21 protein-coding genes are annotated in these 26,364 nt (G+C 49.8%); 7 read left to right on the top strand and 14 right to left on the bottom strand.

Features of this window, described 5'->3' with window-relative positions:
- Position 1: 1 nt before the first annotated feature.
- From hflD to ACN0R1_RS04880, 5 genes are all read left to right on the top strand, one after another.
- On the top strand, positions 2-685 hold the full coding sequence (hflD, locus tag ACN0R1_RS04900; protein ID WP_417580523.1) for a high frequency lysogenization protein HflD: 684 nt from the start codon (positions 2-4) through the stop codon (positions 683-685).
- Between the two features lie 58 nt (positions 686-743).
- Positions 744-2,108 (top strand): adenylosuccinate lyase, encoded by a 1,365-nt coding sequence (gene purB, locus ACN0R1_RS04895; protein ID WP_417580521.1) that lies wholly within the window; start codon positions 744-746, stop codon positions 2,106-2,108.
- A gap of 11 nt (positions 2,109-2,119) precedes the next feature.
- Positions 2,120-2,878 (top strand): RNA methyltransferase, encoded by a 759-nt coding sequence (locus ACN0R1_RS04890; RefSeq protein WP_417580519.1) that lies wholly within the window; start codon positions 2,120-2,122, stop codon positions 2,876-2,878.
- Between the two features lie 7 nt (positions 2,879-2,885).
- Positions 2,886-4,082, top strand: coding sequence for a JmjC domain-containing protein (locus tag ACN0R1_RS04885; protein WP_417580516.1), 1,197 nt, complete (start codon positions 2,886-2,888; stop codon positions 4,080-4,082).
- Positions 4,083-4,610: 528 nt separating this feature from the next.
- Positions 4,611-6,206, top strand: coding sequence for an isocitrate lyase (locus ACN0R1_RS04880; RefSeq protein ID WP_417580514.1), 1,596 nt, complete (start codon positions 4,611-4,613; stop codon positions 6,204-6,206).
- 77 nt (positions 6,207-6,283) lie between these two features.
- Here the strand turns inward: ACN0R1_RS04880 and ACN0R1_RS04875 are convergent, their stop codons facing one another.
- The 6 genes from ACN0R1_RS04875 to ACN0R1_RS04850 form a co-directional block, all read right to left on the bottom strand.
- A complete protein-coding gene (locus ACN0R1_RS04875; RefSeq protein ID WP_417580512.1) occupies positions 6,284-7,555 on the bottom strand; it encodes a histidine kinase dimerization/phospho-acceptor domain-containing protein in 1,272 nt (423 codons plus the stop codon).
- On the bottom strand, positions 7,533-8,228 hold the full coding sequence (locus ACN0R1_RS04870; protein WP_417580510.1) for a response regulator transcription factor: 696 nt from the start codon (positions 8,226-8,228) through the stop codon (positions 7,533-7,535). The genes ACN0R1_RS04875 and ACN0R1_RS04870 overlap by 23 nt, the downstream gene beginning before the upstream one ends.
- Complete coding sequence (locus tag ACN0R1_RS04865; protein ID WP_417580508.1) at positions 8,222-11,374, bottom strand: efflux RND transporter permease subunit; 3,153 nt, start codon at positions 11,372-11,374, stop codon at positions 8,222-8,224. The genes ACN0R1_RS04870 and ACN0R1_RS04865 overlap by 7 nt, the downstream gene beginning before the upstream one ends.
- Positions 11,371-12,561 (bottom strand): efflux RND transporter periplasmic adaptor subunit, encoded by a 1,191-nt coding sequence (locus tag ACN0R1_RS04860; protein ID WP_417580506.1) that lies wholly within the window; start codon positions 12,559-12,561, stop codon positions 11,371-11,373. The genes ACN0R1_RS04865 and ACN0R1_RS04860 overlap by 4 nt, the downstream gene beginning before the upstream one ends.
- Positions 12,548-13,927 carry a TolC family protein gene (locus ACN0R1_RS04855; RefSeq protein ID WP_417580504.1) on the bottom strand — a complete coding sequence of 460 codons (1,380 nt, stop codon included), beginning with the start codon at positions 13,925-13,927 and terminating at the stop codon, positions 12,548-12,550. The genes ACN0R1_RS04860 and ACN0R1_RS04855 overlap by 14 nt, the downstream gene beginning before the upstream one ends.
- 226 nt (positions 13,928-14,153) lie before the next feature.
- The gene (locus ACN0R1_RS04850; protein WP_417580502.1) at positions 14,154-14,618 is read right to left on the bottom strand and encodes an Lrp/AsnC family transcriptional regulator; all 465 of its coding nucleotides are present in this window, start codon (positions 14,616-14,618) and stop codon (positions 14,154-14,156) included.
- Between the two features lie 137 nt (positions 14,619-14,755).
- Here ACN0R1_RS04850 and ACN0R1_RS04845 point away from each other — a divergent pair, with 137 nt between their 5' ends.
- On the top strand, positions 14,756-15,736 hold the full coding sequence (locus ACN0R1_RS04845; protein WP_417580500.1) for a DMT family transporter: 981 nt from the start codon (positions 14,756-14,758) through the stop codon (positions 15,734-15,736).
- Here the strand turns inward: ACN0R1_RS04845 and ACN0R1_RS04840 are convergent.
- The 3 genes from ACN0R1_RS04840 to ylqF are packed head-to-tail and all read right to left on the bottom strand — an operon-like array spanning position 15,722 to position 18,053.
- The gene (locus ACN0R1_RS04840) at positions 15,722-16,780 is read right to left on the bottom strand and encodes a threonine aldolase family protein (protein ID WP_417580498.1); all 1,059 of its coding nucleotides are present in this window, start codon (positions 16,778-16,780) and stop codon (positions 15,722-15,724) included. The genes ACN0R1_RS04845 and ACN0R1_RS04840 overlap by 15 nt on opposite strands.
- 24 nt (positions 16,781-16,804) lie before the next feature.
- Positions 16,805-17,146: a hypothetical protein gene (locus tag ACN0R1_RS04835; protein ID WP_417580496.1), complete on the bottom strand. Its 342-nt coding sequence runs from the start codon at positions 17,144-17,146 to the stop codon at positions 16,805-16,807.
- Positions 17,133-18,053, bottom strand: coding sequence for a ribosome biogenesis GTPase YlqF (gene ylqF, locus ACN0R1_RS04830; RefSeq protein ID WP_417580494.1), 921 nt, complete (start codon positions 18,051-18,053; stop codon positions 17,133-17,135). Before ylqF ends, ACN0R1_RS04835 begins: the two co-directional genes overlap by 14 nt.
- A gap of 119 nt (positions 18,054-18,172) precedes the next feature.
- Between ylqF and ACN0R1_RS04825 the strand changes: the two genes are divergently transcribed.
- Entirely contained in the window at positions 18,173-19,402 is a 1,230-nt protein-coding gene (locus ACN0R1_RS04825; protein WP_417580492.1) for an EAL and HDOD domain-containing protein, read from the top strand.
- A 10-nt stretch (positions 19,403-19,412) separates the two neighbouring features.
- On the opposite strand, the gene ACN0R1_RS04820 is transcribed toward ACN0R1_RS04825, so the two are convergent.
- The 5 genes from ACN0R1_RS04820 to nagZ all read right to left on the bottom strand — a co-directional run bounded on the left by ACN0R1_RS04820 (position 19,413) and on the right by nagZ (position 26,356).
- The gene (locus ACN0R1_RS04820; protein WP_417580490.1) at positions 19,413-20,225 is read right to left on the bottom strand and encodes an amidohydrolase; all 813 of its coding nucleotides are present in this window, start codon (positions 20,223-20,225) and stop codon (positions 19,413-19,415) included.
- Between the two features lie 9 nt (positions 20,226-20,234).
- On the bottom strand, positions 20,235-21,788 hold the full coding sequence (locus ACN0R1_RS04815) for an HDOD domain-containing protein (protein WP_417580488.1): 1,554 nt from the start codon (positions 21,786-21,788) through the stop codon (positions 20,235-20,237).
- Between the two features lie 108 nt (positions 21,789-21,896).
- A complete protein-coding gene (gene cydC, locus ACN0R1_RS04810) occupies positions 21,897-23,555 on the bottom strand; it encodes a thiol reductant ABC exporter subunit CydC (RefSeq protein WP_417580486.1) in 1,659 nt (552 codons plus the stop codon).
- Positions 23,555-25,300, bottom strand: coding sequence for a thiol reductant ABC exporter subunit CydD (gene cydD / locus ACN0R1_RS04805; protein WP_417580484.1), 1,746 nt, complete (start codon positions 25,298-25,300; stop codon positions 23,555-23,557). Before cydD ends, cydC begins: the two co-directional genes overlap by 1 nt.
- Positions 25,301-25,342: 42 nt before the next feature.
- A complete protein-coding gene (nagZ, locus tag ACN0R1_RS04800) occupies positions 25,343-26,356 on the bottom strand; it encodes a beta-N-acetylhexosaminidase (protein ID WP_417580482.1) in 1,014 nt (337 codons plus the stop codon).
- Between the last annotated feature and the right edge of the window lie 8 nt (positions 26,357-26,364).

The following is a 26,364-nucleotide window of genomic DNA, read 5'->3' as shown; positions in this document are numbered from 1 at the left end:
TATGTCCAGAGAACACGATGAACAGGTCATAGCACTGGCCGGTATTTTTCAGGCGGCCAGTCTGGTTGATCAGATAGCTCGCCGCGGCATGGTGCCGCAAAATAGTTTTGAAACCAGTATTGCCAGTCTTTTTGTCACCAACCCAGAAATGACCGAAGATATCTATGGCGGCGCCACAGAGCTACCCTTCAACCTGAGTACCGGACTGCGTACCCTGCAAGATGTAGTGGAAAAAAAACGCAACGAGAATAATGCCGATGTCATGCGTTATGCACTCAGCGCCATGCACCTTGAACGCAAGCTCAGTGCCCGCCCTGACCTGCTCAACGAGATAGGCAAACGCCTCGACGAGTTGAATCGCAAGGCTCAGTATTTTGGTGACCATTCAGACGTTACTGATGACACTAAAGAAGACCGCTTTATACCCTCTGCCTTTACTCATACCAACGTCATAGCGGGTCTGGGTGGGCTTTACCAGGACACCCTTAGCACTTTCAGTTTCCGTATCCAGGTCAGTGGCGATCCGCGCAACCTGCAAAACAGTGAAAATGCAGCCAAGATACGCGCCCTGCTACTAGCTGCCGTACGTGCTGCAATGCTCTGGCGCCAGGTAGGCGGTAAACGCTGGCACCTGATTTTTTTCAAGTCCCGGGTACGCCCTTCCCTGAAGCGTATTCAGCGCTAAAATCAGGTATAATATTGCCCATTCCTTTAACCCGTAGATAAAAGCGAGACAGTTGCTCATGGAGCTTTCCGCCCTTACCGCTATTTCCCCCGTTGACGGCCGCTATGGCAGCAAAACCGCTGCACTGCGTGAATTTTTCAGTGAGTTCGGTCTGATCCGTTACCGTGTTGAAGTGGAGATCCGTTGGTTACAACAGCTGGCTGCTCATCCACAGATTACCGAAGTGCCAGTGCTTAGCCACGAAGCCGATGTCTTGCTGAATAGCCTCATTACTGATTTTAGTCTGGCGGATGCCGAAAGGATCAAGGCAATTGAAAGCCGCACCAATCATGATGTTAAAGCGGTTGAGTATTTCATCAAGGAAAAGATTAAGGACAATACTGAACTTCTTAATATTACAGAGTTTGTTCACTTCGCTTGCACCTCGGAAGACATCAACAATCTGTCGCATGCCCTAATGCTTAAGAATGGCACTGCCGAATTGCTGCAACCGATGAAACAGCTGGTTAGCGTCCTGTCCGGGCTCGCCCAGGCCCATGCTGAACAGCCGATGCTGTCACGTACGCATGGCCAGACAGCCTCGCCTACGACGGTAGGCAAAGAGTTAGCCAATGTCGCTTATCGCCTGCAGCGTCAGATCAAACAGATTGAAGCTATTGAATACCTGGGCAAAATAAATGGTGCTGTCGGTAACTACAACGCCCATTTAAGCGCCTATGCCGAAATCGATTGGGAAGCCAACGCCAAACGCTTTATCGAATCCCTCGGCCTGACCATGAACCCTTTCACCACACAGATAGAACCGCATGATTATATTGCTGAGCTGTTTGATGCGGTATGCCGTTTCAACACCATACTGATCGATTTTGACCGTGATGTGTGGGGCTATATCTCACTGGGTTACTTCAAACAGAAAACCGTCGCCGGTGAAGTGGGTTCATCTACCATGCCGCACAAGGTCAATCCGATCGACTTTGAAAACTCGGAAGGTAACCTGAGTCTGGCCAACGCCATCATGCAGCATTTGGCTCAGAAGCTACCCGTGTCCCGCTGGCAGCGGGATCTAACCGATTCCACCGTATTGCGTAACCTGGGTGTTGGCTTTGCTCACAGCCTGATCGCTTACCAGGCCAGCCTGAAAGGCATTTCTAAACTGGAAGTGAATCCAACCCGCCTGAATGATGATCTTGATAATGCCTGGGAGGTTTTAGCCGAACCCATCCAGACCGTCATGCGCCGCTACGCTATAGAAGAGCCCTATGAAAAGCTCAAGGATCTGACCCGCGGCCAGGCCATGACCCGTGAAACCCTACAGACCTTTATCACCACACTGGAGATTCCCGAGCAGGCGAAACAGGACCTGTTGGCACTGACACCGCACAGCTATATCGGCAATGCGATCACACAGGCCAAGCGTGTCTGAGTGCGTCTATCATGCTGAACAATATACGTATCGTCCTGGTTGAAACCTATCATCCAGGCAATATAGGCGCGGTTGCCCGGGCCATGAAAAACATGGGGTTGTCTCAGCTAACCCTGATCAACCCACGTGTTTTTCCTGATCCGGAAGCCACCTCCCGTGCCGCCGGTGCCAAAGACCTACTGCAACAGGCACAGGTGGTCAGCAGCCTGGATGAAGCCATTGCCGACTGTCAGTTGGTGGTAGCCACCAGTGCTCGTGAACGTACCTTTGATCTCCCGTTGATGGACCTGGAAACCGCCGCACAGCAGATGCTAAGCGAAAGCCCTGGCGGTAACATCGCCATCCTGTTTGGGCGTGAAACCATGGGACTGACCAACGCGGAAATGCTGGCGTGTAACCGCCACCTGTATATCGATGCCAACCCGGACTACCCGGTGCTCAATATTGCTCAGGCGGTTCAACTGGTTTGCTATGAACTTTGGCGCACCCAGCGCAAAGCACTCCATACACCCACAGAGCCTGCACCCTATCCACGCCAGGACGAGATGACGCGTTTTTATACACATCTGGAAAAAGTGCTGCGCGCCACCCAGTTTATCATTCCTCAGCACGAAGGCCGGGTACTGGATAAGCTCAAACGCTTTTTCAACCGCGCCCGACCGGAAAAAACTGAACTGGGTATCCTGCGGGGTATTCTGACATCGGTTGAAGAAAGCCTTGAGCGCAAACCGAGCCAATCGACTGGCCAACACCCTCCCGATAAACACTGATTCCTGAATGGATATTATGCCCATGAACCTGCCCTTTCCGCTTGGTGATATGCCTGTCGAAACCTTTCTGCGCGATTACTGGCAGAAAAAACCGCTAGTGATCCGCCAGGCTTTTCCTAATTTCATCTCACCAGTAGCTGCAGACGAACTGGCCGGTCTGGCATGTGAAGCCGATGTCGAGTCGCGCCTGATTGCGTTCGATCCAGCGTCAGATAGCTGGAACATGGAGCAAGGCCCGTTTGCAGCCGATCGCTTCAGCAGTCTACCTGAGCGTAACTGGACACTGCTGGTACAAGCCGTGGACCACTGGGTACCCGAAGCCCATGCGCTGCTGCGACGCTTTAACTTTGTTCCCAACTGGCGAGTTGATGATCTGATGATCAGCTATGCCGTTGATGGCGGCGGTGTCGGCCCGCACTATGACAATTACGATGTCTTCCTGATTCAGGCCAGTGGCACCCGGCGCTGGGAGTTTGGCGGCTTGTATGATGAGCACTCCCCCAAGCGTGATGATGCCCCTGTGATGATTCTGCCGGAATGGCATGCCGAGGAAAGTTTTGATCTGCAGCCCGGTGATATGCTCTATCTACCCCCGCGGGTGGGTCACAATGGTATTGCGATTGGCGATGACTGCCTGACCTGCTCCATAGGATTTCGCGCACCCGCCATCCATGAGATGCTCAGTAGCTTTTCAGACTTTATGGGGGAGCGCATTGGTCATGATGAACGCTATACTGATGCCGACCTGACACTGCCAACTGATCCAGGTGAAATCAGCTCAACCGCCCTGGACAAAACCCGGCAGCGTTTGCTGGCAATCTTCCAGGACGAGCAGCTGTTCAGCCAATGGTTTGGCCGACTGGTTACGGAGCCCAAATACCCTGAACTGGCCGCTGACGATGCCGACAGTGTCAGTCATGAGGATCTGCTAGCGTTTCTGCAGGACGAGGGTGAACTGTATCAAAACGAAGGCAGTCGTCTGGCCTGGACTGCCTGTGACACAGGCATTTTATTATTTGCTGATGGTGAGCATTACGCCCTCAACAGCGAATCGGCCATCGCACTGGCCAAGCATCTGTGTCTCTATCAGCCTGTCGATGTCAACGGCGTGGATACTGCAGATGCACAATCATTGGATCTGTTGTGTGAACTTCTGAAACGTGGATTGCTTTACAGTGAAGCACCAGAAGAGGACGATGCCTGACACTGACTGACAATAAAATTCAGAACGACTGACAGTTAACTTCACGACCATCCGAAGCCCGCTCCAGCATGAGAATGCAGCGGGCTTTTGTTTATACTAAAGCCTAACAACTTTGGTATAAATTTCTTAGAAATCAGCTATTTCTTAGTAAGTTTTCCAATTTTGTAGTCAACTTTTTATAGACTTATTACGAATATAAAAGTTATTTTTTATTCCAGTAGTGAAGGTTAAAAACCTTACAGACCCGACTGAACCAAAGTCTAATCTCTGCCTTTAATTGGGCTGGAACCACCTTGTTTGCTCACGGGTGCCGCCATCATTTACTGGGTGTCAATGTAGTAAAATTACACTCCGGGTACCGCCAAGCCTGTAGTATGACTACACCTTTGCTGCTATGCACAAAATTAGCTTTGACTCTCCTCAGACTTCACCGCATCATTCGTTTCAGCAACGCCCTGACAGTTGGCTGATCAGTGGCAGGAATTTAAGTTCAATTTCCTAAACCGAAAATTTTGAGAAGGAAAAACCATGTCTACTCTCGATAAAGACATTGATGCTGTTGCAAAACTGACAGAAGAGTTTGGCCCAGCTTTTAAAGGTATTAATCCTGAATATGCGGCTCGCATGCGTGCTCAGAACCGTTTCAAAACCGGTCTGGAAATCGCGCAGTACACAGCTGACATCATGCGCCAGGATATGGCCGACTACGATGCCAACAGTGCGGCTTACACTCAGTCTCTGGGTTGCTGGCATGGTTTTATTGGTCAGCAGAAACTGATTGCGATCAAAAAACACTTTGGCACCACTAAAAAGCGCTACCTCTACCTGTCTGGCTGGATGATCGCGGCACTGCGTTCTGAGTTCGGTCCGCTACCTGACCAGTCAATGCATGAGAAAACCTCAGTGCCCGCACTGATTGAAGAGCTTTACACCTTTCTGCGTCAGGCTGATGCCCGTGAAATGGGTGGCTTGTTCCGTCAACTGGATGCCGCACGTGCGGCTGGCAATGCCGCCGAAGAGAACGCGATTCAGGCCAAAATCGACAACTTTGAAACCCACGTTGTGCCTATCATTGCTGACATCGATGCCGGTTTTGGTAACGAAGAAGCCACTTACCTGCTGGCCAAGCGCATGATCGAAGCCGGTGCTTGCGCCATTCAGATCGAAAACCAGGTATCGGATGAGAAGCAGTGTGGTCACCAGGATGGCAAGGTTACCGTGCCACATTCTGACTTCCTGGCTAAAATCCGTGCGGTTCGCTACGCCTTCCTGGAACTGGGTATCGACAACGGCATCATCGTTGCACGTACCGACTCCCTGGGTGCTGGCCTGACTAAACAGATCGCTGTAACTAACGAACCAGGCGACCTGGGCGACAAGTACAACAGCTTCCTGGACGGTGATTACATCAGCAGTGCCGACGATATCGCCAACGGTGACGTAGTCGTTAAAGCCAATGGCAAACTGCTCAAGCCTAAGCGTCTGGCATCTGGCTTGTTCCAGTTCAAAAAAGATTCTGGTGTAGACCGTGTGGTGCTGGATTGCATCACGTCACTGCAGAACGGTGCTGACCTGCTGTGGATCGAAACTGAAAAACCCCACGTTGGCCAGATTGCCGATATGGTTAACCGTATCCGTGAAGCCGTACCAAATGCCAAGCTGGTATACAACAACAGCCCGTCATTCAACTGGACACTGAACTTCCGTCAGCAGGTATTTGATGCCATGGCTGAAGAAGGTAAAGACGTCTCTTCTTACGACCGCGCTGATCTGATGAGCGTCAAGTACGATGAAACCGAACTGGCGATCGAAGCTGACAACCGCATCCGTACCTTCCAGGCTGATGCCTCACGTGAAGCGGGTATCTTCCACCACCTGATCACCCTGCCGACTTACCACACTGCCGCCCTGTCTACTGACAACCTGGCGAAAGAGTACTTCGGTGACGCGGGTATGCTGGGTTATGTTGAAGGTGTTCAGCGTAAAGAGATCCGTCAGAGCATCGCCTGTGTGAAACACCAGAACATGGCCGGTTCCGACATGGGTGACGATCACAAAGAGTATTTCTCTGGTGATGCCGCGCTGAAAGCATCTGGTAAAGACAACACCATGAACCAGTTCTAATCTGATTTGAACTAAATCACCCTGCCTAAAGCTGAGTCTAGCTCTAGGCAGGGTATCTCCATCAATATTGACAACGGCTAGTCCCAAGAAAAATCAATCGTAACATCACGTCCATATGAGTGTTCAACTGTTTTATAGTGCCACTTATATTGCTGAATTATCCGATCCGTCAATTCTAAACCCAAGCCGAAGCCTAGCTTGTCCTGCGCGTCACCGAAGCTTTCATCCTGATTTGAAATGGTTACCAATGACCCCTCCTGGCTAATCACCACCCTTCCACACAGTGTGTGTTGATAGGCATTACGAATCAAATTACTGAGGACAATCCGACATAGGGTTGCCGGCAGCAGAAACAGCCCCGGGCTAATGTTCAGCTCTACCTCCACGGCTTTGTCGCTTAGCAGATACCTAAGCTCTTGACTGATTTGCGCCACCAACTCGCCCATGTTCAGTTCAGTTAAGGGCACTTCAGTTTGCTTTCCTCTATTCAACCACAACAAGGTTTCGCATAGATCAGTAACCGTCACACCCGCACGTAAAATACGTCCTACTACTTGCTGCTGCTTTGCTTCTGTGTGTGGCATGCCAATCAACTTGGCCAGTAACTCTGCATTACTGCGCACCACGGCAATAGGGGTACGCAGCTCATGACTGGCATGTGCTAAGAATTTCTGTTCACGACGCAGCGAGTTTTCTACTGACAACAGGCTGTTTTTCACTACTTCAGCCAATCGATTCAGCTCATTGTAGTGGAAGTCTGGAGCCGGAGAATTCAGTTGCCCTGGTGTCAGTTGCTTTGCCCACACAGCCAAGCGCTCAACGGGTTTGGCCACCATTTGCATCAAAATATACATACACAATGCAAACAATCCGATGCCAAGCAGGGCGTAACTCAGTAGCTTAATCACATGAGGGATTTCTTCATGCGGTATATCACGGCTATAATCCTGACGATTTAGATCATCCATTACACGGGTAATGTACAAGATTTCATCTGAAGGTTGGTCGTAGCGCATAACAAATACAGCCCGGTCCGGTACAGAAAACCAATGGGGCCTTTCAATCTGTTTAACGAACTGCATGTGCTCATCAGGTATCTCAAACAGCGACGTGATTTCAGGTGAGATATCTTGCCAACGATTGAATACCTGAAAACCAAGTAACTGTTGTGGCTGGTTGTCCTGGATGTCAGCATGACGTCCAACTTCCATCATCATCAGACGTATGCCGCCATCCAATCCTTGCTCAAAGTAGTTTGCCGCCAAGGTAGAAAAGCTGAGCACGGTAACACTTGCCATTGCCATCATCATGCAGGTAAAGAATATTTTAAGACTGCGGCGTATTTTCATCGTGATCCTGTCGCTTAATGCTAAATCCGTAGCCTGGCAGGGTATGGATGAGCGGTTGCCATCCTTCTCTATCGATCTGTTTGCGTAAATTAAATACGTGAACTTTTAAGCTGTTACTATCTGGCGGTTCATCACCCCAAATGGTTTGAGCGATTTTATCTCGCGACACACCAGCTGGATATGCACGCATCAATAGCTCTAAAATTTTTATCGAGATGGGAGCAAGCTTAATTTCCTGTCCTGAACGAATAACCTGGCGTAGAGAAAGATCCAGCTCCAAGTCCGCCACTCGTAGTTTGGAAATTTGTCCACTGCGACGTTTGCCTAATACCCTGATGCGAACCATCAGTTCTTCCATGGCAAAGGGCTTAACCAGATAATCGTCCGCGCCATGACTAAAGCCCTGCAGCTTGTCATCTAATGTGTCGCGCGCTGTCAGCATCAGTACCGGCGTTTCAATACCCAGTTCCCGAATACGTTCACAAACCACCAGTCCTTCGATTCTAGGTAAGTTGAGGTCAAGAATGATCACATCATAATGATTGGCGACGATCAGGTTATAACCCACCAGACCATCGGCAGCAAAATCGCAGGCAATCCCTTCCAGTGACATGTAATCGATAAGAGCCGTTGCCAGGTCAATATCATCCTCTACCAATAAGGCACTTAACATTTCTTAGAACCTACCGCTGTTAGGGATATCCTTTTAATGATATTGCTAATCCCCTGGCTGATTTCATACTGAATCATCAATAACGCAGGGATCAGCAACAAGGTGATCACCGTGGCAAACATAATACCGTACCCCAATGAAGCGGCTGCCGGTTTAAGAAATTGTGCCTGCATCGATGTCTCGCTTAGCAGTGGCAGCAGACCAGCAAAGGTAGTAATGGACGTTAGCAGTATCGCCCGCAAACGTCTATTGCATGCTTCTAGGATAGCCTGAGTAACCGTTTTACCCTCCCCCATTAGATCGTTAAAACGACTCACCAACAGCAAACTGTCGTTCACCACGACACCACTTAATGCCAGCATACCAAATATCGACAAAATGCTCAGCGTCAGTCCATTTAACCAATGACCAAGTATGGCACCTACAATACCAAAAGGGATTGCGGTCATGATCAGTATAGGCTGTATATAGGAGCGCAAGGGTATTGCCAACAAGGCATATATGGCAATCAACGCAGCTATAAACATCAACTCCATCGACTGCATGGTTTCTTGCTGTTGCTCCGCCTCACCGGCAAAATCAACACGCAAATGGGGGTATTGCGCTTGCAGTTGAGGTAACACCAGTTGAGTGACCTGATTGACGACCTGACTTGAAGACAGTTGGCTTTTATCAACCACGGCACTGACATACACGGCACGCTGGTTATTAATACGGGTAATTTCTGATGGCTGGTATTCCGACTGAATGTTAGCAACCGCACTCAGTGGTACTATGTTGCCATCCTCTGTGCGGACATTTGCAGTCAAAATATCCGCCATTGTTTGGCGTTTCTGATCTGGGTAGCGCACACTTACGGTCACTTCATCCTGACTGCGCTGAAATTTTTGCACCTCGCCCCCACCAAACGAACGCAAAATTTGTTCAGCCAGGGACGCCGTTGTCATACCCAGCGAACGCCCCTGTTCGGTCAGCTCAAAACGATACTGCGGCACCCCTGAACTCAGGTTGTCGTCAATGCCACTGATCGCAGATAAGGTTTGCAAATAGCGCTTCACCTCATTACCCGCCAGGATGGCCGACTCACTATCACTGGCTTTCAACTCAATTTTGAAGTTATCGACCATGTCCATACTGGAGAGTACTTTTAACTTTTTCACCCCTTCTAACGGCCCAATCAATTCACGCCAGAGGTGTGTGTATTGATTCGTGTCATAACCCGGTTGATCAATGAAGGCAACGGTTACACTGCCTTCGGTATCAGCCGATGCCAACACTTGTAAACTCGAAATACGGCTGTCGTCCAGCGACATACCAAGCTGACTGCGTAACTGCTGATCGGCTTGCAAGGCGGCTTGCTCTATAATTAGCAGGTTTTTTTGAGTCTGGCCAAAGCTGACGTCTTCCTGCATAGTCATGCTGGCGGTGGCGATATCACGTGGAATATCTGGAAAAAATGCCATTTTTACCACACCTGACATTGGCAGATTCACCACCAGAATGAGTACACTGATAAACGCGAGTACCAGTGCATAGCGCAGTTTAAGGCATACTTTGATCGCCGGCGTATAAACCTGGGTATTAAACCAAGCCAGCGCCGCATCGGCGCCATGCTGAACTCGGGACCAGCCTGTGCGATTTGGGTTACGCTGCGTGTTCAAATGAGCAAGATGTGATGGCAAAATTAATTTAGATTCCACTACTGACAACAATAAGCAAATCGTCACGACCGATGCAAATTGTGCAAAAATCTGTCCCAAACCTCCGCTCACTTGAGACAAGGCCATAAATGCCGCCACCGTGGTTAATACGCCAAAAATGGTTGGCAAGGCCACCTTCATCGTCCCTTTGATGGTGTTCTCTAAGCTGTCACCCTCTTTGCGCCGGGTATCATAAATACTTTCACCCACTACGACGGCATCATCAACGACAATACCCAGCGCCATAATGAAGCCAAACGTAGTCATTTCATTGAGAGTCAGATTAGCAAAGGACCCTGACATAAAAAATACTGTGCCAAAGAAAACAAACGGCAAGCCAGCAGCCACCCAAAATGCCACACGTACATTGAGAAACAAGGCTAGTATCAGAAAGACCAGGGCGATCCCTGAAACTGCATTTTTCACTAAAAGATTAAGTCGATCCTTAATCATCAAGCTTTGATCATACCAGGTTTCAATATACACCCCCTGGGGTAACAGCTCTCGACTTTGCCACTGCTGCACAACTTGATTAGCCTGATCAGCGATGCGGGTCACATCACCGTATTCATCCATGACTATCTCAATAGAGATACCATTTTGTTGATTGTAGCGCGAATAGGTAAAGCTATCTTCATCAAAGCTATTGCTAAGGCTGGCAACATCCCCCAAACGAATAACGGCACCCTCGGAGGTCGTCAACAAAGGGATACTGGCAAAGTCTTCAAGCTCGTACTTCTGATCCGCAACCTTTAAGCGCACTGATTTTTCACTATTGCGCAAACTGGTAGTTAGTGGCGATGATGATTCAGCGTTAATCGCGCTTTCTATGTCCGAAAGACTTAAGCCATAAGCCTGCAAGGTCGCCTCATCTATTTCAATTGCAACAACCGGATCACGCGTTGCCTCAATAGACAAATCACGAATACTGCTTTGCTGCAATAAATCGGTTTTGAGCTGTTCAGCGAGCGCCTGTAGCGTAGCATGATCGGCGTCACCATAGAGCTGAACCCAAATCGCATGATCTTGCATCCGTGCTTTTTCAATCACCGGTTTTTCTGCATCATTTGGGAAATTATTGATCGAATCGACTTTGGTTTTTATATCTGTAAGCAACGCATCCAAAGCATAATCACTGGTCTTTTCCACCGTTACTCTGGTACCAGACGCATTGGAAGCTGAGGTAATGCGCTTAATGCCAGAGACACTTTCCAGCGCATCTTCAATTTTAATTGCAATGCCTTCTTCGGCTTGTTTCGGATCGCCACTGTTATAACTAACTGAGATGGTTACCTGATCCGGCTCCATGCTCGGAAAAGCCTCCCTGCGCAACTCTCCCAAGGACATGATCCCCATAAAGATCACACCCAAAAGCAATAAATTAGCCGCTACAGTATTACGTGTGAACCAGGCGATAATGCCTTTTTGAGTCGATAATTCACTCATAGTGAAGTTTCCTCTTGCACTTGCACCAGCGTCCCTACTCTGTAACTACTCAAGGGGCGCTTAACGATTTGTACTTCACTGTCAGTAAAGGGTTGAAGATAAACATAACCCGCTTGCTCGAAATGTTTGTTGGCGGCCTGCTTCGCTAGTTTCCCTTCGCTATCGACGTACCAGATATCACCTTGTTGTGAAACTGCTGACTGAGGCAATTTCCAGATAGCATCGAGCGTAATACCTTGAATGGAGGCCGTCACAAAAGTCCCTGGATACAGGGGATGATCCTGCTCTAGCGGATGCTCCACCGTAACAATCAAGGCGCGTTGACGGGTAGCCGCGTCCAGGTGCTGCTGAATACGCGTAACATAGCCCGGCCACTGCTGCTGGTTGCTATTGTTAATCAGGGTGACCGGCCAGGCTTGCGGGTTTGCCGCCAATTGCTCATTGTCCAGTGAGGGCAAATTTAGCCACTGAGCTTGTGAAAGTGGTATCGACACTTCCACTAGATCGGTGCTGTAGAGGGTCACAATTTGAGCCCCTTGCTGCAGGTAGCTACCCAACTGAATATCACGACTGATGACCAAGCCATTAAAGGGTGCGCGAATCATGGTATTGTTTAAGTCGTACTGTGCTTCAATCAATGCCTGCTCGGCACTTTTAAATGCCGCTGTAGCCTGCGCCAATTGAGGTTCCCGCAGCACCAACGGTGAGTCAGGTTCACCGGTTAATCCTGAGCGTTGCCATTCCAGTCGAGCCTGGTCACCTTGGCGTTGCTCTTCGAGTAAATCCAGTCGGGCTTGTGCCAATTCAGCGTTGGCGTTGCTCAGCGCATTTACATATCGGGTTTGCTCCAACTGAGCTAGTAACTCACCTTCTACCACCCGCTTACCTACTTCAAAATTGTCACCAAGCTGCATCACCCGCCCTGACAATTCGGCCGTTAAACTTAACTCATAACGTGATTTAGCTTCACCATAACCTTCAACCTCCGCTCTATATTGCCCGGGTTCAACCGTCACAACTGACACCAGTAATGCAGTTGTCGGCAAATCTGAGGCTTGGGTTTGCTCTGCTACTGGGGAATCTGGACTAGCAGGTGGCGACAGTTGGGCATTGGTATAACCAACCACGCCAGCTAACACGACACAGGACAGCAAGGTAATCCAGATCACTGTATTATTGCGCTTCATTTATAACTCCTAATCCCAGCGCTAACCCCAGGTCTACGCGGTTGCTTAAACGGTTAAAAGTGACTTGGGCCAATTGAATTTCAATGTCATAGACTTGTTGCTGTGCCGTCAGCAGATTGAGGATATCCACCAACCCCATGCGATACTTGTCCTGATAATTGGCTTCACTGCGACGTACACTGGCGAGTGCCAGGCCAAGATGTTGTTGCTGCCGCTCCAGCGCTTGCTCCTGGCTAAGCGCATCTTCGACTTCATTTACGGCATTCAATAAGGTTTCCTGATAAGCCCAGAATGTCTGCTCGGTTTTCAAGGCCTCAATCTGCGCTTCAGCTTTTAGCCTGCCGCCCTGAAACAAAGGTGCGGTAACCTGCCCCAAAATGCTCCATAACGGGCTGGTCAGCAGGCTATCACTTAGGTGTGTGGCAGTGTCGCTTAGCGCTGCACTCAAACTGAGGCTAGGCAGCATGGTTTTGTAAGCAACTTGGGTGGTGTACTGCTGTGCTTGAATATCTGCAAACGCCGCAATTAAATCTGGTCGACGTGCCAAATCCTGATCAGGGACATCGGCCAAGGGCAGGATGACCTGTGGAAATTGATCGGGGATCTCAGGTAACGAGTAATCACCTAGCTGACCCAGCAACACTTTAAGGTTGCGCTGAGCCGCCGCCAGTGTTTCCTGATACTCAGCAATAGTTGATTTAGTCGATTCGCTACTGCTTTTGGCGCTATCTAAATCCTCAAGACCACCCAGGCCTTTGCGATAACGCTCAGACACAAAGGTTTGATTGGCATCCAATGAAACCAAACGCTGCTGCTCAATACTTACCTTTTGCTGATAGAGACTAATTGACAGCCACTGACGCATGATGCTGGCCGCCAGGGTATCTTTCGCCGCTTGATAATCTGCCGCACTACTGGCTAACTGAGCACTAGAAGCCGCTTTACTGTCGGCGATTTTTTGCCAGATATCCAATTCCCAACTCACACTCAATTCGGTATTGAACTGGCGTTCGTTTTGCTCTTCGTCACTTGCGTTGATATTTAATCCAAGGCTCGGTAGTTGATCGGCCCCTACTTGGCGTTTTTGCGCATAGGCAATTTGTAACGCCAGCGCAGTCTGCTGCACACTGGGATTATGATCTAATGCCTGTTTGATTAATTGTTCGAGTTCAGGAATAGTGACCAAATCGACAAGGGTCGTCGCGCGCTGTGCCTGGGAAGTATTAGAGATCGACCAGACGCTCAGTGGTTCAAGTGATTGCGCTACTCTATCGCCGTAATCCTGTTGCGAATACATAGCGCAGCCAACCAGGCTTGCCGATAACAAGCTGATGACTGAAAAACGCAATGAATTCGATAATTTCATAGTTCTTTACTCCTCGTTGATATAGCAAAGAGTAAATGACGCGGGGTTAAGAGCGGGTTAACTACTGGACTGAAGCACTTTACATTCTGCCAGGCTGTACTAGTATGGATATAGAGAAGCTCAATTGCATCTCAGACCGCAAAGCCCCAACCCCACGGGTCTGGCGGCATAGGTCAGAGGCCAGCCACCTTCGGGTCGCTGGCCTTCCTATGTGTTCAAATTGTACTCAAATCGGCAGGGGCGTTTCTGTCTTTACCACACGTATCACAAAGTTACTGTGTATATCCTTTACGAACGGCAGGCTCTGTAGTTGTCGCAACAAAGCTTCATAACCTTGCAAATTGCTCACCACCACTTCCAGCCGATAATCGGCGGCTCCAGACACCAAGTAACAACTGATCACATTCGGCATTATCAGCACCGCCTGTTCAAACTCATCACTGGCTTGATCGTTATGGTGACTCAAACGCAGATCGACAAATACCGTCATACCCAGATTCAATTTCACACGACTCAGTGAGGATTGATAGCCGGTAATGATGCCCGCCTCTTCTAATGCCCGCACCCGCCTTAGACAGGGTGAGGGTGACAGACTCACCTGCTCGGCTAGTTCAACGTTGGTGAGACGCCCATTGCGTTGCAAGCAGGCCAAAATACGCATATCTGTGATATCTAGCGAAAACTGTGGCATATATAATTAAAAATCTCCATAAAATTGGCATTTAACGCCAATAATACACGATTTCATAGTCAAATTAGCAAGGACATGCCCGTCTTTTCAACGCCATAATAGGCTGTAACCTCAGTCTGTCATTAAGGGAAAAAGCGATGAACACAGCCTTGCCTGCTTACCGATACACCGCTACCGGAACTGCCATGTATTTAGGTATTGCGGCGGCCTTGCTGACTGTTTGCATCTGGTCAGGCTGGTTAATTGCGGTGCGTTTTTCCAGTGGCTCTGCCCTCACGGCATTTGATCTGGCGCTGATGCGCTACAGTCTACCGGCGCTGCTGCTATTGCCCTTTATCTGGCAAGCCAGAGTGGCGATACGCCGCACCCATTGGCTACACCTGATCGGCATCAGTATCGGTGCTGGCGTACCCTTTTTCTATCTGAGTTCTACCGGCCTGAATTATGCACCCGTCGCCCATGCGGGGTTACTGATACCTGGCACTTTCCCCGTATTCGTGACGATGATTGCGGTCCTGATCTACCGGGAGCCCCTTACTCGACATAGGTTGATTGGATTGAGTCTAATTATGACAGGCGTTACTTTGCTAATGCTTTCGTCATTGGTCCAGCAGCAGGCTAATATTTTGAAAGGCGATCTGTTACTGCTCGGTGCCAGCTTTTGCTGGGCACTGTTTACCGTATCCATGCGCGTGGCAGGTCTACCACCACTGGCGGCGGCAGGCCTGCTTTGCTGGGTTTCCACTCTGATACTGGGGGTACTTTATCTGTTTGGCTGGGTAGAGAGTGGTTTAACTCAAGCTAGCCAGGATGAACTGTTACTGCAATTGATCATGCAGGCACTCGGAGCGGGATTGTTGGCGGGCTTTTTTTACGGCTTTGCGATTAACCGTCTGGGAGCAGAAAACACCGCCGCTATAGGTTCACTGACGCCGGTTATTGCAGGTCTCGCCGCTATTCCGCTACTGGGAGAGCACTTGAGCCTGGCCGCTCTAGTAGGTATGGCGTTTATCTGCTTCGGGGTTGTCAAAGCCAGCGGCTTCCGTCGCCGCAAGCAAAAAGCGGCGGCGATCATTCCCGCTACGCGTGATGAAGTCGACCTGTTAGCCTCTCGTTAACAGGTCGCAAAAGCGCTGTACATCTTCATCGGTGGTGGCAAATGAGGTGACCAGGCGCACGAAACGCTGGTTAGCGCCGCATCGCTGTCCGGCGGGTAATGCACTCAGCCCCCAGTCATAGAACACAGCACCAGCTGCCTCTAGCTCCTCAGCCAGTTGGCTCGGCAGCAAGGCAAATATTTCATTCGCCTCTACGTTCCAGGCCAGCCTGACTCCCGGCGTGTTCTGCAAAGCACTGGCCAGCACCTGTGCATGTTTATTAGCTTGTGCGGCCAGCGTTAACCAGTGCAGGTCTTTGAGCCAGGCGACGACCTGAGCACCGAACAAGCGTCCTTTGGACAACAGATGCCCAGTGCGCTTACGCCGATGCACAAAGCCCTGCGCCAGACTCTTATCAAAGAAAATAACCATTTCAGCACTGAGGCAGCCATTCTTGCTGGCACCCAGACAGAGCACATCAACCCCGGCCTTCCAGGTCAACTCGGCCGCTGAACAGCCCAGACTCGCCAGTGCATTGGCAAAACGCGCACCGTCCATATGTACACGCATGCCTCGCTGGTGCGCCAGACTCGCCAGGGTTGCAACTTCTTCCGGACTGTAAACCTGGCCTGCTTCATTGGCTTGAGTCAGGCTCAATACACCTAATAAGGGATTGTGTGGTACATGTTGGCTCTGAGTAGCCAGCAGTGCTGAAAAGTGTTCCGGGGTTATCCTGGATTCGCCGTCAGCAATGCTCAATAACCGGGCCCCTCCGGTAAAGAACTCAGGTGCTGTCGACTCATCGACCAAAATATGCGCCTGCGAATGACAGACAATCACTTCCCAGGGCTGCACCATCGAAGACAAGGCCAGGCAGTTAGCTGCCGTACCACTGGCGACAAAGAACACCTCACAGTCGCACTCAAATGTGGCTTGTACGGCCTTGACCGCCGCCGCAGTCCATTGATCATCACCGTAGGATGCACAAATACCCGTGTTAGCTTCAACTAGGGCTTTAAGCACCTGCTCCGAAGCCCCAGTTTGGTTATCACTACCAAAATACATTAAAAACTTTACCCCTTGAGTGACTTAATCTGATGACTCTTTAGTTGCGTCGCTAGACTCTTCAGCCTCGGCTGACTTGGAGGCACGGGCCTCCTGCTGTTTTTTCTTGGCATTGAGTTTGCGAATCTTATCAGCCAGCGGACCAAAGGTTTGTGAACCACGGCGCCCAGATGCCTCATTACGTGCTTGCTGCTCAGCTTCCAGGCGTGCTTTTTCATAGACTGACAGGTGTTTTTTACGCTTTTTCTGCGCCTGCTGCTTGCGGCTTGCATAGCTGTCCGGATCCGATAAGCGTTCTTTTTTCTTCGGTGCTGTTTCCATCAGGATAACTTTTACCGACTTGCGCTGTTTTTTAATGCGTGTCATTACTTTTCTCTCCGGTCGCGGCTGCATTTTCAGCTTCAAGCGCAGCGAGCCGAGCCGCTTCATCTTTTTGCTGCCATTCTGTAAGGGTTTCGAAACTGATGCGACCCAAGGTACCGGCGCGCATCTCATTAATCAGTATTTCGGATGCTTTATGTCTGTCTACCACACCACCAGGACGCAAACAGCCGCGCTTTCGGCCAATCACATCGAGCAGGTCATCAGCTATCTCCGGCAAGTCTGTCAAACGGTAACGTTCGCGCAGATTATCGGCATAGTGATCCAGCATAAAGCGTGCAGCAAACGTGGCGACTAATTCATGCTCAATGGCCGTGTCTTTAATCGCACCACTTGCCGCCAAACGGTATCCAGAATCCAAATCTTCAATTTTAGGCCAGAGTATACCTGGCGTATCAGACAGTGCCAGTCCACCTTGAACTGTGTAGCGCTTCTGCTGACGCGTGACCGCTGGCTCATTACCCACTTTCGCAAGCTTACGTCCCAGTATGGCATTCAGCAGCGTGGATTTACCCACATTGGGTATGCCCATAATCATCGCTCTAACCGGACGTTCAGCTTTGGCCCTCGCCGGTATCATTTGCTTGCAGATCTCAGGTAGTCGCTTCACTAATTTCTGTTGAGAAGCGTCCAGTGCAATGGCCCGCACACCGTCCTGGCTATTAAAATGCGCAAGCCACTCTTCAGTGACTTGCGGGTCAGCCAAGTCCTGCTTATTGAGGATTTTCAACACTGGTTTACCTTTACGGAGTTGATTAACCAGTGGATTTTCGCTGGATCGTGGCAAACGGGCATCCAGTACTTCGATTACCAGGTCGATTTCACTCATCACTTCAGCGATCTCTTTACGCGCTTTGTGCATGTGTCCTGGGAACCAGTTGATTTGACTCATAGATTTCAGACTTATATAACTTAAAGGGATTCAGTGCTACAAACTAGTGCGCTCTTACTACAAACATTATACACTTTCATGACACCACTCCTCAGTACAAATTAAGGTTTTCCATCGGTATGGGCACACAGGCGCAAATTCTTCTTACCCGACAACCGATCTTTGATGCCCATCAAAAAGTTGTAGCCTATGAATTGCTCTGCCAAAGTGAGTCCATACAGCAACTGGTCAGTGCCGAAGACGACAGCCTGTCGTCAGCGGCGGTGCTGGATGCCTACACTAGCATTTCAGATCAGGGGGAAGTCAAAAGAGTTCCTGCCTTTATTTCCTTGTCTTTTGCCTTGCTTAAACAAACCGGTCTGCCTGGCTTGCCAAAAAAACAGGTCATCCTTGAATTCAGTCTCAGAGGTGCAGACCCTAAAGATGCACTGCGTAATCTACTGCCACTGATTAATGAGGGCTATCGGGTTTCTGTCAGTAACGTTGACGACCCAGAGGCTTTTTCTTCCCTGTTGAAATTGGTCTATTTGATTAAAGTCAGTGTGGATGGTAAATCACCTGACGAAATCCACGCCTTGCAACAGCATCTGGCGCCCTGGAAACGGCCGTTGATGGCCACCCATATCAGTGACTATGAAACCCTGGAACTTTGTGTATCCAGCAAGTTCAGCTTGTTCCAGGGAAATTTTCTCAGCAAACCCCGCGCCATGCCTGGACAAAAAGTCAAAGCTAATCAAGTGGTTCTGATTCAGTTACTGCAGATACTCGGTGATCCCAAAGCCACGCCGGAAAAAATTGAAAAGCTGATTCTGCAAGATCCAGTACTGACATACAAACTGCTGCGCATTGTTAACTCGGCGGCCTATGCACTGGTCAGAGAAGTGGAATCAGTCGCTCAGGCGGTGGTACTGCTTGGACTTGAGCAAGTGAGAAAGTGGGCAACCGTTATTTCGTTGGATGCGCATACTGGTAAACCTGAAGAATTGACGCGTAACTTACTGACACGTGCACATATGTGCGAATTGATTGCCGCCAAACAGAAGCGCTTACCGCACTCCTCCTATTTTATGGTGGGTATGATGTCCGGTATTCACTTATTATTGGATATACAGCAGGATGAACTATTGCAGCAGCTACCCTTGGCTGATGATATAAAAGAGGCCATCAGTCAATACAGCGGTCCGCTGGGCGATATTTTATCTCAGGTGATGAGCTATGAAAGTGGCGAATGGGATAAGCTACCGGCTGATTTTGATGGTGAGCTGTATGAAAATGCCTATCGTGGTGGCCTGAAGCTAACCAAAGAATCCATGCAAGCTTTGTATGACACAGCCAGTAGTTATAGTTAGCACAGCATGATTAATACACTTGATGCTTATCAGCATCTTGCCAGGCAGGAAAACCATCTCTAAAACCGTCGAGTGCCGCCTTACTTAATTGACAGGTTTCAATAAAGGCTTCCCCCTTGGGATAATCACACAGCGCTTCCCCTTTAAAATCAACCAGCATCGAATCACCACTATACTGATTACCCTTGGCATCATCTCCTACTCGATTAACGCCAATGACATAACTCAGATTTTCGACGGCTCGCGCCTGAAGCAATATACGCCAGGGGTGCGCTCGCGGTGCAGGCCAGTTAGCCACACAAAGTAACAAATCATATTCAAAAGGCTGTTCAGACGATGATTGCTGGCGTAACCAGACTGGAAAACGCAAGTCATAGCAGACGCTTAGCAAGATACGAAAACCGTTTAACTCAACTACAACCCTTTCCTGCCCCATGGCATAGCGTTGGTGTTCCCCCGCCATACGAAACAGGTGACGCTTATCATAAAAAGTTAGCTCACCGTCCGGGGTTGCCCAGATCATGCGGTTATAATACTGCTCGTTCTGTTTTACCGCTACACTACCGGTAATGACACAGCCCCGCTGAATCGCCTGATCTCGCATCCATTTGACCACATCGCTTTCGTCATAAGGCTGTGCCATTTCACGTGAGTTCATAGTAAAACCGGTGGCAAACATTTCCGGTAACACGATCAAATCGGTAACATCCGAACCTAGGTCACCTAGCATAGTATCGATACGGTCACAATTTTCTACCGGATCTTCCCAGCGCAAATCGCATTGCACCAGTGTAGCTCGCAAAGATGAGTGCATGGATGACATGAATGACTCCTAGGCTTTTTTGGTCAGGTCGGTGCTGAAATGCTTACCCATTTCCAGCGCAATTCGACATTGTACCAAAAATTGGTTAAACACTCTGAAATCACGATCTTCAACCGGGCCAGCCACGTCAGTTTTATCCGCATAGAGTAAGCCCAGGACTTTGCCGGATACTATCAGTGGTGACACGATCAAACCACCCGGCCTGACACTGTGTAAGTAATCATCTGGCAAACGATTCTGCCAGCTTGGGTCGCTGGCATCAGATACCAGCAACGCAACACCTCGGTCCATAATATGAAAGAACAGGCGGCTGTTTTTATCTGTCCGGTTCAACTGAAAGTAACTCATTAGTGGGTCCAATTGCTCACCCTCAAGCAGCTTTGCCACCAATTGCTGGCCAGCATTAACACTAAGACAAAACACCACTCGTTCCAGTGAACTGCTGGCCTCAATACCTTCAACACAGGTCAATAATACCTGAGTTGTGGGTGCCTGACCGGTCATCAGTTCATTCATTTTTTCCAGATATTTCAGCTGCAATTGATTGTATTCAGCCAGACGCTTTTGTTGTTCCACAGAATAAGCGTCCTCCTGATATTTTTTCGAGCTTTGCTGTTCCTGTCGTGCATGCACATAAAAGGACACTTTACGACTGAGTTCATCAAGCGATTCATTACCACTAGCGGAAACGGGTGGAATTAACGCGCGGTGCGACAATCCATACTGATCAATATGGTCACACAACTGCCGGACAGAATAATGCAGTGTTTCTTCAAGTTTTTCGGCAGGTTGACGAGTCAACGCTGACATCAGCTTTAGTTGCTCGGTATATTCATTACCTTCCAGTTGCGGAGAGCGCTGATAAACCTGCTCGAACAATTGATGACAGCCGGAAACGATCTGCTGATTAAGTCGTTCCTGCTCGGATACTCCCGGTTGAGGCTCACCCGTACGCAGACTACTAACAACGCGTTTAGAAAAACCCCAGCTCTGAATTAAGTCACGTCCAAGGGTAACAAACTCTCCTCCCAGGGTTTGCTGTTGGATGTTCACCCAGCTCAACAGACGTTGCTTACGCTGTTCCAGCATGGCGCGATAGGTATCAGGTAGGGTAAAGGCGACAACAATTTCACCTAAGCTGAAGAGTAAGCCACAAATATAGGTTTCCTCAACATCATCGATGCCAGCACTCAGTGCCAGATCACGTGCGGTTGAAGCATTCAGAACAGCGCTAACCAACAGATCCTCTACATGGCGATTCGGCTCTTTCTCGCCAAAGCTTTCGATCAGCTTTAATGTCATGCAGAGGTTACGTATACGCTCAAAACCTATCAATACTACAGCGCGTGAGATGGCCGTTATTTTGCCACTGCCACGGTTATAATGATTAGAGTTGGCCAGACGCAGTAGCTTGGTGGTCAGATTGGCGTCCTTCATGACGGCGATGGCCAGTGCCATAGCATCCGTATCACCAGCACTACTGATCTGGCGAATATGATTGACCGTTGCACTGAATACCGGCAAATCACCTAATCGATCAAGGCGCGCGTAGATGGTATTCAAGGTTTCCTGATACTTCAAGGAGATACCACACTTATCGATAGTGACAGTTTATATAAACTTATAGTATTCAGCATAGCCCCAAGCTCAGGGTGACTCAAGCAAAACAGGCTAATCCAAACGTCGACCCTGATCCAGCCTGATAACCTGATCATAACGATGCAGCTCTTGCATATGGTGGGTGATAATCAACAGGGTTTGCCCTGGCCGGTAACTGAACACGGTCTCCATGACTTGTGCAGCAGTGTGAATATCCAAACCTTCTGTGGGCTCATCCAGAATCAGTATCGGTGCCGTCTTCAACAAGGCTCGCGCAATACCCAGGCGCTTACGCTGCCCACCCGACAGGCGATTCCCCCCCTCACCCACTTCACGGTCCAAGCCTTCGCTGCCGAGCATCTCTGTCATGCCAAGCTGACCCAACAACGCCAGCATCTGCTGATCAGAGGCTTCAGCATCAGCCACTTGCAAATTCGCACGGACACTACCGGCAAACAGCTGTACCGGCTGAGACAAGACCGCCATCTGGTCACGCAACTGCTGTTCGGGGTAGGATTCAACAACCACTCCCCCCACTAACACGCGCCCTTGTTGGTATTGCCAAAAGCGGGATAACAAATTAATGATTGAGCTTTTACCACTGCCCGTATGACCCACCAATGCAACTTTGTCCCCTGGATTCACCTGCATAGACAACCCTTGCAATACTGGGGCGGAATCATAGGCAAAACTCACCTGATCAAACTGAATTTCTCCTGCTCTTACAACCACTATGGGCTGGTCGGGAAACTCGATATCTGAACGTTGGGAAGTGATCTCCTGCAGGTTCTCTGCCGCCGCACGGGTTTTACCCAGGTATTGGTAAGCCAGCGGCAGTGAGGCTACGGCCTCGAAACTTGCCAGCACACAAAACACCACCAACGCCAGCCAGGCTGGCGACAGTTGCTCTTCGGTCACCAGATTGATGCCAATCATCAACGCCAGCAGTGTAGTCAATCCAGCCGCCAACGTCATCAGTGCCGCTGTCACGCCACTCACCAGACTCATACGTAGTTGCGCTTGCAACAAAATCTGCTGAGATTGCTGCAACTCCAGCTGTTGTTTATCCAGGGCCGAATATACATGCAGCTCTGCCATTCCCTGCACATAGGTCAAGGTACGCTGACGCAACGCTGATGCCTGGCCAACCATGTCCCGCCCTGTCACTGCACCTAGCTTATGCCCTAGCATGGGGATTAACACCCCCGATACCGATAAAGCCAGCAACAGCAACACCCCCAGTGAAGGGGAAATCCACCAGAGGAACAAGGACACCAGTACAGCTGTAACCAACGCAACCAGGCTGGGAGAAATTACCCGTAAATACAGATTATCAAGTGAGTTAATATCACTAATCAAACGGTTAAGCAGGTCAGCCGAGCGATAATGCCGCAGACGTGCTGGATTCAAGGGTTCCAGGTGGGCATAAAACCAACTGCGCAGCTGTGCCAATAACCTGAAGGTTGCTTCATGTGTTGTGACCCGCTCAAAATACCGCCCAGCGGTTCTGGCTATAGCAAAGGCCCTCACCCCTCCACCTGGAGTCATGTAATTAAATGCCTGTGCAGAGACCACTGACACCCCAGCCAGAGCCGTGGCTGAAATAAACCAACCGGAGAGGGTCAACAACCCGACACTTGACAGCAGCGTGACCAAACCCAGAAAGCTACCTAACAGCACCCAACCCAGATGCGGTTTCATCAAGCGGATAAAAGGCATAAGTGCTGACATTAGTTAACTGCCCCCTGTAACGCTTGTCTCATAGCCGCATCTGCTTCAACACACCGACCTTGCTGCAACACACACACGCGATCAGCTAACTTCATAGTAGCCGGGCGGTGTGTTAGCAGCAGGGTGGTCCGCCCACGACAGAGTCGAGACAATGCCTGCAACACCAGCTCTTCACTGGCATGGTCCAGGCTCGCGGTAGGTTCATCCAGCAGCAGCACCGGTGCATTCTTCAAAAAGGCTCTCGCTAAGGATAAACGCTGAATCTGACCACCAGAAAAGTTTGCCCCGGCTTCGCCAACCGACGTATCCAGCCCCTCCTCAAGGCGATCAATAAACTCACTGGCTGCGGCCTGATCACAGGCCAGCCTGAGTTGATCATCGGTCGCTTGAGGGTTAGCCATCAAAAGGTTGTCACGAATACTGCCTGGAAATAACGTCGTATGCTGGCTGACAAATGCGACCTTATCCATCCACTGTGAACGTGATAATTTTGCCAAGGGGATAGCACTTATAAGAATGTCACCCTGCTGCGGACAATCGAAGCCTGCCAGTAAATTCAGTACAGTCGATTTACCTGCTCCACTAGGCCCTACCAGTGCAACACATTCGCCAGGTTCAACCTGTAAATAAAAATTGTCTAGCACGGGCTGGGATTGTTCAGGGTAACTAAAACTGATCCGATCCAACGTAAGCGCAGGTTGGTGTTCAGGTAACACTTGTTGACCACCCGATTGCAGGTGCTCATGTTGATCAAGCAGTTCAATGATCCGCTCAGCAGCGGCAATGGCTTCCTGCTTGGAATGGTAATGTGTGCCCAACTCCCGCAATGGCAAGTAAAACTCCGGCGCCAGAATCAACAGAAACAGTGCATGGTAGAGTGTGATTTCAGCGCCCCAGCTACCGAAATCAAGCAAACCCAAAAAACTGAAACCCAGGTAAACGGCCAGAATGGCAATAGATATAGAGGCAAAAAACTCCAGGACGGCTGAGGACAAAAAAGCCAGCCGCAATACCTGCATGGTGCGAATACGGAACTCATCAGCATTATCAGCGATAACACGCTGTTGCTCCTGGCTACGGGAAAACAGCTTCAGTGTGCCCAATCCCTGAACAACATCCAGAAAATAGCCACTCAGCTGTGCTAAAGCGCGAAAATTACGACGGTTAGCTTCGGCTGCCCGGGTCCCGACCAGCGCCATGAACAAAGGGATCAGTGGCGCGGTTGCCAGAAAAATCAGTGCCGCGGCCCAGTTAATCGGTAATACAAAAGCCAAAATAACTAATGGAATAATGCCAGCCAGGGCCATTTGCGGAAGATAGCGTGCGATGAAGCCATCCAGTGCTTCGACCTGCTCCATCAGCAGGCTGCTAAGCTCACCACTACGCTGGCTCTTGCTATAGGCTGGCCCCAGTTGCGCTAACCTGGCCAGTAGTTCAGCGCGTAACCTGGAGCGCACTCCTACAGAGGCACGTTGACCGCTCCATTCTCTGAACACACCGGCAGCGGCACGGAACAGTAAAGCTAACAACAGGATAACTATAAGCCCTTTCAGCTCACTGAGCTGAGCGCCCTGAAACAGGGTCTCATTCACGGCACGCGCTAACAAATGCGCCTGCAGCACCAGCATTAAGCCAGCAAATATACCGGCGGCAACACTGAGCCGAACCCAGCGTTTCTCATTACCCAACAGTCCTTTCAACCAGCGGGATTTGTCACCTGTTGACTCGCGTGTTGTTGCTTGCATCGTTGCTCTTAAATTTTCGTAGGACTACGGGTTAACTCACTATCAGATCAGCGCCACACAACGGCCCGCCAACTCACGGGCCTGCTCAAGTCGCTGGGTGTCCTGCAGTAAGTCACTGGGTTTTCCACGCATCGTGGCAATGCGCGGATTGTTTACCACCGGCCTAGTTTTTAAATAGTCCAATACCTCAAGCGCATGCTGCGGCTTATTGCAGACCAGCACCATATCACAGCCAGCGTCCAAAGCTTTTTGGCAGCGTTGCGCATAACTTCCGGCAATACTGGCACCTTCCATAGTCAGGTCATCACTGAATATGACTCCGGAAAAGCCCAATTGTTTGCGAAGTTTCTCTTTTAGCCAATAAGGTGAAAAGCCTGCCGGTTCCGCATCAATCTTACTGTACACTACATGGGCAGGCATAATGGCATCCAAACCCTTTGCAATCAAATACTTAAATGGCTGGATATCGGACTGTTCAAGACGGGATTCGTCACGCTCATCAACAGGCAATTCCAGATGTGAATCAGCCTGTACCCAGCCATGCCCGGGAAAATGTTTACCAGTTGCCGCCATACCGGCCTCATGCATACCCTGCATAAAGGCCAGCGCCAATTTGGCCAGGGTTTCAGGCTCAGATGCGAAGGCTCGATCGCCGATAATGGAGCTTTGCTGCCAGTCAATATCCAGCACTGGGGCAAAGCTGATATCTATATCAAAAGCCCGCAACTCGGCAGCCATCAACCAACCCAGCTCATGCGCTGAAGCACAAGCCTCGACTGGATCTTGTTGGTACATACGCCCCAGGACAGCCATTGGCGGCAGCCTGGTAAAACCGTCGCGAAAACGCTGCACCCGTCCACCTTCCTGATCTACAGCAACGATCAAATCAGGTCGTATCGACCGAATTGCTTGCATCAGTTGCTGAAGCTGCACCGGATCGGTGTAGTTACGGCTAAATAAAATCAGCCCACCCACTTCTGGTTGTTGAAGGGTTGTCGCTTCCTCAGCGGTCAGCTTTGTGCCAACCAGGTCCAGCATCAAGGCGCCTGTTGCCATGTATTCTC

The organism is Nitrincola sp., assembly GCF_048264025.1.
GTDB lineage: Bacteria > Pseudomonadota > Gammaproteobacteria > Pseudomonadales > Balneatricaceae > Nitrincola.
This window is presented reverse-complemented; position numbering and strand designations above follow the sequence as displayed.

Bases quoted from the DNA above. Each gene is read 5' to 3' on its own strand.
- ACN0R1_RS04880 (WP_417580514.1), top strand. From the start codon at position 4,611: ATGTCTACTCTCGATAAAGACATTGATGCTGTTGCAAAACTGACAGAA.
- ACN0R1_RS04870 (WP_417580510.1), bottom strand. From the start codon at position 8,228: ATGTTAAGTGCCTTATTGGTAGAGGATGATATTGACCTGGCAACGGCT.
- ACN0R1_RS04890 (WP_417580519.1), top strand. From the start codon at position 2,120: ATGCTGAACAATATACGTATCGTCCTGGTTGAAACCTATCATCCAGGC.
- ACN0R1_RS04875 (WP_417580512.1), bottom strand. From the start codon at position 7,555: ATGAAAATACGCCGCAGTCTTAAAATATTCTTTACCTGCATGATGATG.
- purB (WP_417580521.1), top strand. From the start codon at position 744: ATGGAGCTTTCCGCCCTTACCGCTATTTCCCCCGTTGACGGCCGCTAT.
- ACN0R1_RS04850 (WP_417580502.1), bottom strand. From the start codon at position 14,618: ATGCCACAGTTTTCGCTAGATATCACAGATATGCGTATTTTGGCCTGC.
- nagZ (WP_417580482.1), bottom strand. From the start codon at position 26,356: ATGGCAACAGGCGCCTTGATGCTGGACCTGGTTGGCACAAAGCTGACC.
- ACN0R1_RS04855 (WP_417580504.1), bottom strand. From the start codon at position 13,927: ATGAAATTATCGAATTCATTGCGTTTTTCAGTCATCAGCTTGTTATCG.
- cydD (WP_417580484.1), bottom strand. From the start codon at position 25,300: ATGCAAGCAACAACACGCGAGTCAACAGGTGACAAATCCCGCTGGTTG.
- ACN0R1_RS04860 (WP_417580506.1), bottom strand. From the start codon at position 12,561: ATGAAGCGCAATAATACAGTGATCTGGATTACCTTGCTGTCCTGTGTC.
- ACN0R1_RS04865 (WP_417580508.1), bottom strand. From the start codon at position 11,374: ATGAGTGAATTATCGACTCAAAAAGGCATTATCGCCTGGTTCACACGT.
- ylqF (WP_417580494.1), bottom strand. From the start codon at position 18,053: ATGAGTCAAATCAACTGGTTCCCAGGACACATGCACAAAGCGCGTAAA.
- ACN0R1_RS04840 (WP_417580498.1), bottom strand. From the start codon at position 16,780: ATGTATTTTGGTAGTGATAACCAAACTGGGGCTTCGGAGCAGGTGCTT.
- ACN0R1_RS04825 (WP_417580492.1), top strand. From the start codon at position 18,173: ATGGGCACACAGGCGCAAATTCTTCTTACCCGACAACCGATCTTTGAT.
- ACN0R1_RS04820 (WP_417580490.1), bottom strand. From the start codon at position 20,225: ATGTCATCCATGCACTCATCTTTGCGAGCTACACTGGTGCAATGCGAT.
- ACN0R1_RS04885 (WP_417580516.1), top strand. From the start codon at position 2,886: ATGGATATTATGCCCATGAACCTGCCCTTTCCGCTTGGTGATATGCCT.
- ACN0R1_RS04835 (WP_417580496.1), bottom strand. From the start codon at position 17,146: ATGACACGCATTAAAAAACAGCGCAAGTCGGTAAAAGTTATCCTGATG.
- ACN0R1_RS04845 (WP_417580500.1), top strand. From the start codon at position 14,756: ATGAACACAGCCTTGCCTGCTTACCGATACACCGCTACCGGAACTGCC.
- hflD (WP_417580523.1), top strand. From the start codon at position 2: ATGTCCAGAGAACACGATGAACAGGTCATAGCACTGGCCGGTATTTTT.
- cydC (WP_417580486.1), bottom strand. From the start codon at position 23,555: ATGTCAGCACTTATGCCTTTTATCCGCTTGATGAAACCGCATCTGGGT.